Source organism: Erwinia oleae (assembly GCF_000770305.1).
Taxonomy (GTDB): domain Bacteria; phylum Pseudomonadota; class Gammaproteobacteria; order Enterobacterales; family Enterobacteriaceae; genus Erwinia; species Erwinia oleae.
The window spans coordinates 1-13,199 of the sequence record NZ_JNVB01000005.1 but is presented as its reverse complement, the minus strand read 5'-3'; the positions used below and the strand labels follow the sequence as shown (position 1 = coordinate 13,199).

Here is a 13,199-nt window from a genome sequence, read left to right as displayed (position 1 = left end):
CGATGAGTCAAAACGTTTATCAGTTTATCGATTTGCAGCGCGTTGATCCGCCCAAGAAGCCGCTTAAAGTCCGCAAAATCGAATTTGTGGAGATCTACGAGCCCTTCTCGGAAACGCAGGCGCAGTCGCAGGCCGACCGCTGTCTTTCATGCGGCAACCCCTACTGCGAGTGGAAATGCCCGGTGCATAACTACATTCCCGACTGGCTGAAGCTGGCCAACGAAGGACGCATTATTGAGGCCGCAGAGCTTTCTCACCAGACCAACAGCCTGCCGGAAGTGTGCGGCCGCGTTTGTCCGCAGGATCGCCTCTGCGAAGGCTCCTGCACCCTGAACGACGAATTCGGCGCGGTCACCATCGGTAATATTGAGCGCTATATCAATGATAAGGCGCTGGAGATGGGCTGGAAACCCAACCTGGACGGCGTGAAGCCAACCGGCAAGCGTATTGCGATCATCGGCGCAGGCCCGGCCGGTCTCGCCTGCGCCGACGTGCTGGCGCGCAACGGCGTGAAGGCGGTGGTATACGATCGCCATCCTGAAATCGGCGGCCTGCTGACCTTCGGCATTCCTGCTTTCAAGCTGGAAAAATCAGTGATGACCCGCCGTCGCGAAATATTCAGCGAGATGGGCATTGAGTTTCACCTCAATACCGAAGTAGGTCGCGACGTGCAGATAAACGATCTGCTGACGGATTATGACGCGGTGTTCCTCGGCGTCGGCACCTATCAGTCGATGAAAGGTGGCCTGGAGAACGAAGAGGCGCCGGGTGTTTACGATGCCCTGCCGTTCCTGATCGCCAACACCAAAAACACCATGGGCTTTGCGCACAGCGAAGAAGAGCCTTACATCAACATGAGCGCAAAACGCGTGGTGGTGTTGGGCGGCGGTGATACCGCGATGGACTGCGTGCGCACCGCCGTGCGTCAGGGCGCAACCCATGTGATTTGTGCCTATCGTCGCGATGAAGAGAATATGCCCGGCTCTAAACGTGAAGTGAAAAACGCGCGCGAAGAGGGCGTGGAATTTCAGTTTAACGTGCAGCCGCTTGGCGTTGAGATCAACGGCAACGGCCGCGTATGCGGCGTAAAAATGGCGCGTACCGAAATGGGCCAGCCGGACGCGAACGGCCGCCGCCGCGCGGAGATCGTGCCGGGTTCTGAACATGTTGTGCCTGCTGACGCGGTGATCCTGGCGTTTGGTTTTCGCCCACACGCGATGAGCTGGCTGGAGCAGCACAGCGTTGAACTGGATTCACAGGGCCGCATTATCGCGCCGGAAGGCAGCGATAACGCTTTCCAGACCAGCAACCCAAAAATCTTTGCGGGCGGCGATGCCGTACGCGGTTCTGATTTAGTGGTGACGGCCATCGCCGAGGGACGTAAGGCGGCGGAAGGCATCATGGATTATCTTGAAGTGTAAAATAACGTCAGAGCGTATGAAATAACGGATGGTAAAAAAACCTCGCAGAGAAAAACTGCGAGGTTTTTATATAAACTGGTGGTTTGTATTGAGCACTAATACTTTTTAACTATTTAGATTTTGCCGTTAAAAAAACGATGCCTTGTGGGTTAAACCAGCTCTTGACCCAATCAATAACATTTGAAATAGCCGCAATAATTGGATTTTGATGAGGAATTTTGTATATATAATCTGAAACAGATTCAGTTCCTTGTGAAAAACCCTCAGCGATATTTCTGCCACCCGCAACATTATACGTTTCTTTAATAGTTAACAGTTTCATTTAATTATACTCCTCCATATTGATTGTCAACATAATTATAAGGAAATATTTTCAAGGAGCATATCGAAAGAATTTTATTCTTTATACCCGGTAGATTAAAAATCCTGGCATTTGCCGATCGGATTACTTACACCATAAATTAAAATGACTGAAATAAGCTGTACAAATTTCTATTTAATATTTAAACGCCTGGCCAGCCGATGCAGATTGCCGGGGTCCATCGCCAGTCGCCGCGCACAGGCCGCCCAGTTATTGTCACTGGCGCGAAGCATCTGAAGAATATAACGACGCTGGAAGGTATCCGTTGCATCACGCAACGTCGTGTGTTCATTGTCATCCGCTTCGGCGGGAAGCGCTTCCCTCGCGCCGCCGCTGTGAAAATGCGAGGGCAGCAGCGTAACCCGATCGCCAGCCGCTTCGGCCTGAGCAATAATCGTGGCGCGGTAAATAGCATGCTCCAGCTCGCGAATATTGCCGGGCCACGGCTTACTCTCCAACATCTGGCGCACGCCTGTGCCCAGCGCCAGATGCTGAAGCCCAAATTTCACCCGACACTTCTCACAGAAATAGCCTGCCAGCAGCACAATATCCGCCCCCCGCTCCCGCAGTGACGGAATATGTAGCGGGAAGACGCTCAGTCGGTGAAAGAGATCTGCACGAAAAGCCCCCGTTTCCACCGCCTGGCGCAGATCCCGGTTAGTGGCGGCAAGGATCCTGACGTCTACCTTCAGCGGTCGATCCTCGCCCACGCGCTGGAGGTCGCCATATTGCAGCACGCGCAGCAGCTTCGCCTGTAGCGTCAGTGGCAGCTCACCGATCTCATCAAGAAAAAGCGTGCCGCCATCAGCCATCTCAAACTTACCGGTTCGGGTGTGGATCGCGCCGGTGAAGGCACCTTTGACGTGGCCAAACAGTTCGCTCTCCGCCACGGTTTCCGGCAACGCCGCGCAGTTCAGATAAATAAGCGGGTGGTTGCTCCGTGCCGACTGGCGATGAAGCGCGCGCGCCACCAGCTCTTTTCCGACCCCGGTTTCGCCGGTGATCAACACGTTCAGATCGGTGGCGGCCACAATGCCAATCTCTTTTTTTAACTGCGCCATTGCTACCGAGTCGCCAATCATCTCTTCGCCCTGCGCTTCGTTCACCTCTTCAACCGGGAGAAGGAAGGTCGCGGCTCCCGGCTTTTCTAGCTTTTCCATCAACAGCGCATTGTTCAGCGCGCTGGCAACCAGCGTGGCGATAACGCGCAGCTCTTCGTCACCCCAGGCATCAAACTGTGTGGCGTTCATGCCGTCCAGCGTCACCGCGCCAATCAGCGTCTGACCGGAAAAGAGCGGCAACCCGACGCAGGCGTGAACATGCAGTTCCTGATGCTCAGAGATTAAGCCGTCGTAAGGATCGGGCAGCTCGCTGTCAGCCGGAAAGCGCACCACGTCTCCTGCACGCGCGATCGCTTCCAGTCGTGGATGTGTTTCGAGCTGAAAACGCCGCCCCATCACGTCGGCGGCGAGGCCAGCCGTTGCCAGTGGACGAAAGAGATGCGCCTCGTAGCCTAAAAGCGCCGTGGCGTCGCACTCCAGCAGGCGGTGGATAATGCTGATGATGCGATGGAAGCGATCGGGCTTTGAAAGACAGAGCTGAATTTCCACGGCGATTTCAGCGAGCGTGTTAACGGCAAGGCTCATGATGTCTTTTCCACAACGGTATTGTTAAAAAGACAATAATTTATAATTGTCATGATGACAACACCTCAATAATAAAACATTAAAAATCAATGAAATAAAAAGTGGCATGCGGCGTGCAATGAAACGCTGACATCGGTTATTTTATTGAGGACGTCTCCATGAGCATTCATGTTAAAAACAACATCACCTGGACAGGACAGCGCGACTGGGAAGTACGCGATTTTCACGGCACGGAATATAAAACGTTTAAAGGCACCAGCTATAACAGTTATCTGATTCAGGAAGAGAAAAACGTACTGATCGACACGGTTGATCATAAATTCAGTCGCGATTTCGTCACCAACCTGGCAATGGAGATCGATCTCAAGCGCATTGATTACATCATTATCAACCATGCGGAAGAAGATCATGCGGGCGCACTGACTGAACTGATGTCGCGTATACCAAATACGCCCATCTACTGTACCGAAAACGCGATTGACTCTATTAATGGTCATCACCACCATCCGGAGTGGAACTTCAACGTGGTGAAAACCGGCGACACGCTGGATATTGGCAATGGCAAGCAGCTGATTTTCGTTGAAACACCGATGCTACACTGGCCGGACAGCATGATGACCTACCTGACTGGCGATGCCGTACTGTTCAGCAACGACGCCTTCGGCCAGCATTATTGTGATGAACACCTGTTCAACGATGAAGTGGATCAAAGCGAGCTGTTTGAGCAGTGCCAACGCTATTACGCAAACATTCTCACGCCTTTCAGCCGCCTGGTGACGCCGAAGATCACTGAGATCCTCGGCTTTAATCTACCGGTCGATATGATTGCTACCTCGCACGGTGTGGTCTGGCGCGATAATCCGACCCAGATCGTCCAGCACTATCTCGACTGGGCCGCTGATTACCAGGAAGACCGCATCACCCTGCTCTACGATACCATGTCCAACAATACCCGCATGATGGCCGATGCCATCGCCCAGGGCATTCATGAAATCGATCCACGCGTAGCGGTAAAAATCTTCAACGTTTCCCGCCACGACAAGAATGAGATCCTGACGCAGGTATTCCGCTCTAAAGGCATCCTGGTAGGTTCGTCCACGATGAATAACGTTATGATGCCGAAAATTGCCGGCATGCTGGAAGAGATGGCGGGCCTGCGTTTTCGCAACAAAAAAGCGTCTGCTTTCGGTAGCTATGGCTGGACCGGCGGCGCGGTAGACCGCATTCAAACCCGCCTGATGGATGCCGGTTTTGAAACGGCTATTGCATTGAAAACGAAATGGCGTCCGGACAGTGATGCGCTGGAAATTTGCCGTGAACACGGTCGCTATATCGCCCGTCAGTGGGCACTTTCGCCTGTCGAGGCAGTTGCGGCGCCGGTTGTTCAGCCCGCCAGCGAGCTGGCCGTCAATGCCGCGCCGGAGAGCGAGCCAGGCGTGGCAGGCCGTATGCAGTGCTCTGTCTGCCAGTGGATCTACGATCCTGCGCTCGGCGAACCGATGCAGGATGTCCTGCCCGGCACCACATGGGCTGACGTGCCGGATGATTTCCTCTGTCCTGAATGTGGCTTAGGAAAATCCGTATTCGATGCGTGCGAGGGCTAACGGCATGTCTGACGATATCATTATCATCGGCAGCGGCTTTGCGGCGCGCCAACTGGTGAAAAACCTGCGCCAGCGCAACAAAGACATCACCATCAGGCTGATTGCCGCCGACAGCTGTGATGAATATAACAAACCTGACCTGAGCCACATTGCCAGTCAGCGGCTCTCGGCAGACGATCTTACCCGCGTCGTCGCTGATGAGTTCGCAGCACAAAATGGCGTGCTTCTGCACGCAAATACGCAGGTCACCCATATCGACGCAGTCAGGCGTACCATAACCACATCAAACGGTGTGTTTTCCTATGGCAAATTGGTGCTTGCCCTGGGCGCTGAAGCCATCGTACCTGACTTTGAAGGTGCGGAACTGATGATTACGCTCAATAGCCAGCAGGCATATCGTCAGTCTCAGGAGGTGTTGCAAAAAGCGTCCCACGTCGTGCTGACAGGCGGCGGGCTGATCGGCACCGAGCTGGCGATGGATCTCAACCGCGCCGGTAAAAAGGTGACCGTAATCGACCGAGCCAGTCACCTGCTCTCTTCGCTGATGCCAGCCGAAGTCAGCGCGCGTCTTCAGCAACATCTCTGCCAATCGGGCGTGGATATGTATCTGAACAGCCAGATATCAGCGGTCGGAAAGCAGGAAGGCGGACTTAATGTGCTTCTGCGCGACGGCCGCACGGTCTCTTGCGATGCCGCAATATGCGCTATTGGCCTGAAACCTAATACGGCGCTGGCCGCCGCCGCCGGGTTAGAAACGCGGCGGGGTATCGTAGTCGACTCAGGTCTGGCCACGTCGAATCCTGATATTTTTGCTCTTGGCGACTGCGCCGAAGTGGAAGGCAAATGTCTGCCGTATCTCCAGCCTGCCCAATTAGCAGCAATGACACTGGCAAGAAATCTTACCGGCGAACGTGCCGCGCTGGTGCTGCCTGCGGCACTTATCAAGGTTAAAACGCCTGATTGTCCATTCCAGCTTGCCGGCAATACCGGCTCGAAGGATCTGCTATGGCAGATGCAGCTAAGCCCCCGGGGACTTGTGGCGAAAGGATACAGCGCTGCCGGCGACTTGACGGGTTTTGTAGTCACTGAAGAGGAAACGAAACAGGCTTTTCCACTTGTCAAACAGCTGGGCACGCCCGCCCCGGATACACAATCATGACAGAACTGATTTGCTATAAAACACTGCCGATCTGGCATGCTGATACCCTTCCTGACGCGTTTAAACAGCAACACAACACCCGTGAAGGCGTCCGGGCGCAGCTTACGGTATTGAAAGGCACGGTAAATTTTTCTTTATTAACCGCGAATGGCCAGGTTACTGATTCATTTATATTTACGCCAGAAAATCAGCCGCCGCGTATCCTGCCGCAGCAGTGGCATCGCATCGACAGCGTCAGCAGTGATGTGGCGTGTCAACTGGCTTTTTACTGCCGCCCGGAGGAGTATTATCATCACAAGTACTCGCTCACCGCGCCCCACTCAGAAGTGATTGAAGCAGCGCGTCTGATCCCGCCAGGCCGCGTGCTTGATCTTGGATGCGGTAACGGCCGTAACGTACTCTATCTCAATCAGCGTGGCTTCCGGGTTGAAGGCTGGGATAAAAGCGCCGACAGTCTGCGCCATCTTCAGTCGATTATGGCGGCAGAGAAACTCACCAACGTTACGCTGGCGCAGCGCGATCTTAATCAGGTTACGCTTGAGGGACGCTATGATTTTATTCTCTCCACGGTGGTGATGATGTTCCTGCAACCGGAAACGCCCACGCCACTGATTGAGCAGATGCAGCGCGCCACCGCTGATGGTGGCTATAACCTTATTGTTGCCGCCATGGATACCCCTGATTATCCCTGTGTGATGCCGTTTCCGTTTACCTTCAAACCTGGCGAACTGCGGGCAAAATACAACGGCTGGAAGATCATCAAATACAATGAAAACCCCGGCGCGCTGCATAAGGTGGATGCGCAGGGAAATCGCATTAAAATGCGGTTTGCCACATTGCTGGCGCAAAAAGTACAGATGCAGGCAATACAGTCAGTCGGCTGAGGCCTGAGTTTCGCCAGCCATCAAAGAAAAGGGGGAAGCCTGATTGCTTCCCCCTTTTTCTATCTCTCCCGCAGAGCCTCTTTCGCCCTGTTCAGGGGCTTCAACAGGTATTCCATGATGGTTTTACTGCCGGTGTGAATTTCAGCGATCGCTATCATGCCGGGATAGGCTGGGAAGCGTTTTCCTTTTTTGTTCGTCAGATAGTCATTTTCAGTGCGGATTGAGACGCGATAAAAGTATTTATCCCGTTGGACATCATCCTGAATGGTATCCGGTGAAATAAACGCAACTTTGCCTTCAAGTCCCCCATAAATATTGAAGTCGTACGCGGTGAGCTTCACGACGGCGCGCTGTCCGGGAGTAATGAATGCCACATCCGCCGGAGCAATATGTGCTTCAATCATCAACTGTTCATCCAGCGGCACAATTTCCAAAAGATTACCGCGCTGAGGGATCACACCGCCAACCGTATTGACCTCGACGTCTTTTACAATACCTCTGACCGGCGCAACGATGACCGTTCTTTTCAGCGAGTCAGCACGACCAATAATAATTGAACGTTGCGAGGCAATTTCAGCGTTAGCTTTTGCCAGCTCTTCGCGAGCGCGCACAATATATTGATTGGTCACCTCATGAAGTTTGCTTTGCAGATCGTTCGCCTGGCGCTTGAGGCGCAATACTTCAACATCACTGGCCGCGCCCTTTGCCACTAAAGAAGTCGTCAGGCTCAGCTCTCGTCTGATTAACCGAAGCGCTTCCTCCAGCCCGGCAACGCTTCTGTTAAGATTTTCTCTACGTGAGTGATAAAGCGCCATTTCTGCGTCGACCAGGTTCTGGTCCTCCAGCACTTCAGGCGGGAAAACAAGCTCATTACCTTCCGTCTCGGCCTGTAAACGCGCAGATGTTGCCATGGCCGCACGCAGGTGAACGATACTATCCTGTAAGCCTGAATTGAACTGCGTCGGGTCCAGCAATGCCAGCACCTGCCCTGCCTCAACGACATCGCCTTCATGCACTTTAAGCTCTTTGAGGATGCCGCCTTCAAGGGACTGGACAATTTGCGCATGAGAGCTGGGCACCACCTTTCCGATGCCGACGGTCACCTCATCCAGTTCAAAATGACTGGCCCACAGAAAGAAGGCCGCCATCATCGCCATCACCGACCAGAGAATCAGACCATTGCAGGAAAAGAGCGCGCCCGGTCGCCGCTGCTTCATTTTTTTCATCAGGGACAAAAAAGGGGTTTTCATGATGCCGCTCCCTGCGATGACAGATTAACTTTTCCCTGATGCGGCGCGGCCTTTGCTTGTGCCGGAGAAACCAGCATGTCGGCTTTATTGCCATCGCGGACAATCTGCCCGTTATCGATCAGGAGAATACGATCAACGAGCTGAACCACGGCGGGCCGGTGCGTTGCTATAATTAACGTTTTGTCTTTCATCCAGTTTTGCAGTCTTTCAATCAGGTATTTTTCTGCCCCGTCGTCAAGCCAGGCCGTTGGCTCATCCAGCAAAAGCACGCTGGGACGCCGCAAGAGCGCGCGGGCAAGCAACAATAGCTGCCGTTGCCCGCCAGATAACCCCTGGCCGCCCTCCTGTAACTGATAATCCATGCCATCCGGAAGCTGACGGACAAACGATAGCGCTCCACTGAGCGTCAGCGCTTCCTGCATCTCCTCGTCCGTTGCTAACGGCATGCCCAGCCGCAAATTCTCGCGGATGGTACCGAAAAACAGTGACGATGTTTGCCCCACGAAGCTGACATCGCGGCGTACATCCAGAGGATCAAGAGAGGAAAGACGGACGCCATCGAGCATCAGCGCGCCTTCCTGTGGCTGAAGCAGACCCGCCATCATTTGCAAAAGCGTTGATTTTCCTGAACCGTTGCGACCCAGTAGCGCAACTTTCTCGCCGGCATTGATCACCAGTTTTTTAACAGCGAAGACAGGTTGTGTCGCATCCGGCTGGTAACGAAAGCTGACATCGGACATCTCATACTTCCCGTCGATTCTCGGACGATGGATTTGTACACTCCGTTCAGGCTGATCGACTGCGCTACTCAGCAGGTTTTCCAGTCCCGCACGCGCGACCTTCGCCTGCTGCCATTTTCCCAGGATCATGGCCATCTGCCCCAGCGGCGCCATCATGCGTGAAGCGAGCATTGAACACCCAATCAGCACGCCCGTGGACAAATCGCCATTCATGGCAAAAAAGGCGCCAACCAGTACCACGCTCACATAGGCGATGGTTTGCACTTCACTGGTCCAGCTGGTTAACAAGCCGCTGATAAGACGCTGTTTTTTAGAGGTTTTGCCGATCGTTTCATTCAGGTGGTTCCATTGATTTTGAAAGAACGGTTCTGCGCGCAGCAGTTTGATATCATCCATGCCCTGTACGGTTTCCACCAGCATGGCATTGCGTATCGCCGATTCACGCATGTTGGCTTTAGAAAGCGCGGCCAGCGGACGTTGAACCAGCAGGCCAGGGATGATGATCATCGGAATAGCCGCCAGCGGCACCAGTACCAGCCATCCGCCCAGCAACCAGAGAATAAACAGAAAGATGAGGACAAAGGGGAGATCGGCTATCGCTAAAATAGTGGTGGAGGTAATCAATTCTCTGATCTGCTCGAGCTCGCGAATTTGTGCAATAAATGATCCCGTCGATTTAGGCCGGACATCATTACGAATGCGCAGCGCATGACCAAATACCCGGTCGGAAATACGCAAATCAGCCTTCTTACCAGCGGAGTCAGAAATATGCGTTCTGAGCACGCGCATGATAAAAACAAACGTCAGCGCAATCATCACACCAAAAAACAGTACCCACAGCGATGGCACTGACTGAGAGGGAATGACCCGGTCATAAACCTGCATGGTGAAAAGCATGGCTGACAATCCGAGTACGTTCGAAATGAGCGACGCGAACATCACATTGATATAGGCAGGCCACTCCTTCAAAATCGTTTGCCAGAGCCAGTCTGGGCGATGTGGCTCAATATAGTTATCTACCCGCGCATCGGGAACAGAGGTTTCAGGTTTGAGCAGCAGCACGCGTCGCACGCTGCTGACCAGGTCATCAATGCAGATAGCAGTTTGCAACTGTTTTTCGCCGGCAAGAATGACGCCGACATTATTTTCATTCCCTATCGTCGTTATTACGCCGATACCGCGTTCGCCGCAGTCAACAACCAGCGGCAAACGCCACGGATCGAGCATTCCCACGTTAAAATCATCAAAAACGGCGACCAGACCCAGTTGACGGGCCATTTTTTCGATCAGCAAATCCTGGGAAAGCGTTTGCGCACGCCATTCAGACTCACTTTTCACCCGCTCCAGGGAACTGTTAAGACGATAATGTTTTGCGACAAGCAGTAATGCTTCCAGCCAGGCGGAGTAATCTTTTTTCTTTTCACATGATGCTGAATTATTTTGCGGGTGATTATCATTGTCCATCATCATAAGTTCCGTTAAATCCTTTTACTTATTGTGAGAGCTGCAAGCCTTGAATAATGCTCCCATTAAAGTTGAATATTTTTCTCGCCATTCCGGAAAGAGAACTATAGTTCACCGCTGAGGCCCACAAATCACGTTCAGCATTGATCAGATCCTGTTCGGCGCGATATATTTCCTGCTCGGCATTTAATAAATCCAAAGCATTCCTGTTACCCAATGATAAATATTGTTCGCGATATAACATGCGCGTTTCAGTAATCGTTTTCATCCTTTTCTTCAGCAGTTTTATATTGTATTGCAGACCTTTCATACTTTGAAAAGTACTGCGTAACTGGTCGGTCAGCTCCATCTTCCTTGTATTAACAGCCGTTTTCGCGGCGTCGAGCGCACGGATGGCGGCATTCTCCTGCGCCACCATTGCACCGCCCTGATAAAGGGTACTGTTCAATGACAAAAATATGTTTTGATAATGATTACGGCTTTGCGAGTTAGCCATTCCGCCAATGTATTTATTTGTATTAGCTTCAAGTGAGAGCGTCGGGTAACGTTGCGCTTTGAACTGGCGCAATTCTGCCCCGGCAAGCGCAACGTCTGCCTGTGCAACCATAATGGCAGGATTTTTATTCAGATCGGCGCGTCCGCCCAGCCCCTCAATCACAGGTAGCAGATCACCCGGCGCAGAGATCCGGGCGTGTGCAATGGGACGTCCAAGCAGCGACTGCAATCGGTAATTCTCCTGTTGCAGTCTGATTTCCAGTTCTTGCTGCTGCGCTTCGGCCGCCTCAACGCGCGCCTGCGCCTGGACGGGATCAACGCGCGTACTTGCCCCGGCATCTGCGCGCAGCCGTGTCAGGTTGAGGATATTACGCAGCGATGTCACCTGATCTCTGGCGCTCAGCGTTAGCTGTCTGTAACGATAAACTTCGTTTAATGTCAGCGCAGTTTGCTGGATGATCGTATCAATTTGCCCCAGTACGGTCGCCTGCTGTCGCAGATATTTCGCGCTGGCCTGATCGACTGCGCTGCCGGTCTTACCGAAATCGTACAGCATCTGCGAAAGGCCGACTGTCGCAATCTGCCCGTCCTTCTCCTGCTGCTGACGACCTGAGGTAATGCCTGCGGTTAAAGCAGGCAGGTAGCCTGCACTGGCGGCTTCAATATTAAAGGTGGTTGATTCCAGGACGGCAATGCTGCTGCTGATAGAAGGATGTTGATTGACAGCAAGATGAATGGCCGACTGCCAGTCGTCAGGTAATTCATCATGATTGTCTTTTGGAACGGGCTGCATTTCAATTTCTTCGGACGGTGTGTTTGATAGCCCATCCGGTGTTTTTCCGCCAGCGAAACCTGGCGTGGGAGAGGGGTAAAACGCGCCCCAAAAACCAGCGGCAGCGCCCGTCATGGCTGATGCCGGCTCAGGAACAAGAGGCGCTCCCACCGCCGAGAAAGGCAGTAAAACAGACCAACAGGATAATAAAAATAGTCTTTTCATAATCAATAAATAGCGTCTTATTGCGCCGTAAAGTTAAATTTAACTTTCTTTGCGCGTGATAAAAAAAGCTGCCCCAAACGGGACAGCCCTTTTTTATTTTTCAATAACGCGTTATTAACCGATCGCTACATCGTCCTCAACATAAAGCTGAACAACGGAACCGTCCATTGTGGAACTGGTGTAATGTTTATAATTAACCCCGTTAACCAGCAAATCTCCCGACGATTCCCATTTGCCATTCAGCATTACCGTATCTCCATCTGCACCTCTGACATACAGCGTATTATTGTCATCAGTCACTTTCAGCAAGCTTTCGGCGCTGATAAGCAGATGGTCATTATTTCCATTATCCAGAAGATCGATACTCTCAATATTATAGACTTTTGACGAAATAAGACTCAGATTCAGGGTTTCGCTACCATGCCAGGCAAGCGTGTCGCCTCCTTCAGCCCCGTTTATAGAGATGAAATCGGTGTCGTAGACCTGGAAAACATCGTTGCCGCCGGTGCCGGTGAAGGTGAGTTCCCCTCCGTTGCTGCCATCAATATCGATACCCAGCTCGATGCTCAGCGTCGCTTTGCTTCCGTCAGAAAGCGTATAGGTAAAGACGTCACGATTGCCGCTATGTGCAAAGGCTTCGTCGGCAACGTAGGTATATTCTCCTGTCTCATTAATAAACAGCGTGCCCCAGGCGCCTTTGAAACTCACCTCGCCTTCCGAAAGATGAACAGTTTCGCCATGTTGACTGACCGACTCGACAGAGACGGTTTGCACTTCTTCAGCCGTGATAACACCTGAGATAAACTCTGGCATCTCGTTGAAGGTCAGCCCCGCCTGAACGTAAAGCTTGATCACTTTTCCTTCAGACGTCGTGTGGGTATAGAGCGTATAAACAATATTGTTTAATGTCTCTGTTCCGATAACATTCCACATCCCCTGTAGCGATAAAGCGTCGTTACTTCCCCCCCGGATATAAAGCGCGTTTTTATCGTCGGTGATCTTTTCAATATCGCGTTCGGTCAGCGTCAACGTCGTCGCCGTACCGTTAATCCTGAGATCGATGACCTCAATATTTTTCACCTTGTCAGCAATCGTGCTCAGATTCAGGTCGGCCTCTCCACGCCAGGTAAGAGTGTCATGGCCTGCTTTGCCGTCGAGCAACGTAAAGTCGGTATCAT

Annotated in this window: 10 protein-coding genes; 4 read left to right on the top strand and 6 right to left on the bottom strand. The window is 52.4% G+C overall.

Annotated features, from left to right (window positions below):
* Positions 1-2: 2 nt before the first annotated feature.
* Positions 3-1,421 (top strand): glutamate synthase small subunit, encoded by a 1,419-nt coding sequence (locus tag GS12_RS02705; RefSeq protein WP_034917321.1) that lies wholly within the window; start codon positions 3-5, stop codon positions 1,419-1,421.
* 109 nt (positions 1,422-1,530) lie between these two features.
* On the opposite strand, the gene GS12_RS02700 is transcribed toward GS12_RS02705, so the two are convergent.
* Both GS12_RS02700 and norR read right to left on the bottom strand, forming a co-directional pair.
* Entirely contained in the window at positions 1,531-1,743 is a 213-nt protein-coding gene (locus GS12_RS02700; protein ID WP_034943664.1) for a hypothetical protein, read from the bottom strand.
* A gap of 170 nt (positions 1,744-1,913) precedes the next feature.
* Positions 1,914-3,428, bottom strand: a complete 1,515-nt coding sequence (gene norR / locus GS12_RS02695) for a nitric oxide reductase transcriptional regulator NorR (RefSeq protein ID WP_034943661.1) — start codon at positions 3,426-3,428, stop codon at positions 1,914-1,916.
* A 158-nt stretch (positions 3,429-3,586) separates the two neighbouring features.
* Here norR and norV point away from each other — a divergent pair, with 158 nt between their 5' ends.
* Genes norV through tehB form a run of 3 tightly spaced genes read left to right on the top strand, consistent with a single transcriptional unit; the run spans position 3,587 to position 7,075 of the window.
* Positions 3,587-5,032: an anaerobic nitric oxide reductase flavorubredoxin gene (gene norV, locus GS12_RS02690; RefSeq protein WP_034943658.1), complete on the top strand. Its 1,446-nt coding sequence runs from the start codon at positions 3,587-3,589 to the stop codon at positions 5,030-5,032.
* A 4-nt stretch (positions 5,033-5,036) separates the two neighbouring features.
* Positions 5,037-6,191: an NADH:flavorubredoxin reductase NorW gene (gene norW, locus GS12_RS02685; RefSeq protein ID WP_034943655.1), complete on the top strand. Its 1,155-nt coding sequence runs from the start codon at positions 5,037-5,039 to the stop codon at positions 6,189-6,191.
* Entirely contained in the window at positions 6,188-7,075 is an 888-nt protein-coding gene (tehB, locus tag GS12_RS02680) for an SAM-dependent methyltransferase TehB (RefSeq protein WP_034943653.1), read from the top strand. The genes norW and tehB overlap by 4 nt, the downstream gene beginning before the upstream one ends.
* A 59-nt stretch (positions 7,076-7,134) precedes the next feature.
* Here the strand turns inward: tehB and GS12_RS02675 are convergent, their stop codons facing one another.
* The 4 genes from GS12_RS02675 to GS12_RS02660 form a co-directional block, all read right to left on the bottom strand.
* Positions 7,135-8,325, bottom strand: a complete 1,191-nt coding sequence (locus GS12_RS02675; RefSeq protein WP_034943651.1) for an HlyD family efflux transporter periplasmic adaptor subunit — start codon at positions 8,323-8,325, stop codon at positions 7,135-7,137.
* A complete protein-coding gene (locus GS12_RS02670) occupies positions 8,322-10,535 on the bottom strand; it encodes a type I secretion system permease/ATPase (RefSeq protein ID WP_084089546.1) in 2,214 nt (737 codons plus the stop codon). Before GS12_RS02670 ends, GS12_RS02675 begins: the two co-directional genes overlap by 4 nt.
* 22 nt (positions 10,536-10,557) lie before the next feature.
* Entirely contained in the window at positions 10,558-12,021 is a 1,464-nt protein-coding gene (locus GS12_RS02665) for a TolC family protein (protein WP_084089552.1), read from the bottom strand.
* A gap of 114 nt (positions 12,022-12,135) precedes the next feature.
* A partial coding sequence (locus GS12_RS02660) for an Ig-like domain-containing protein (RefSeq protein WP_034943648.1) occupies positions 12,136-13,199 on the bottom strand: 1,064 nt, incomplete at its 5' end.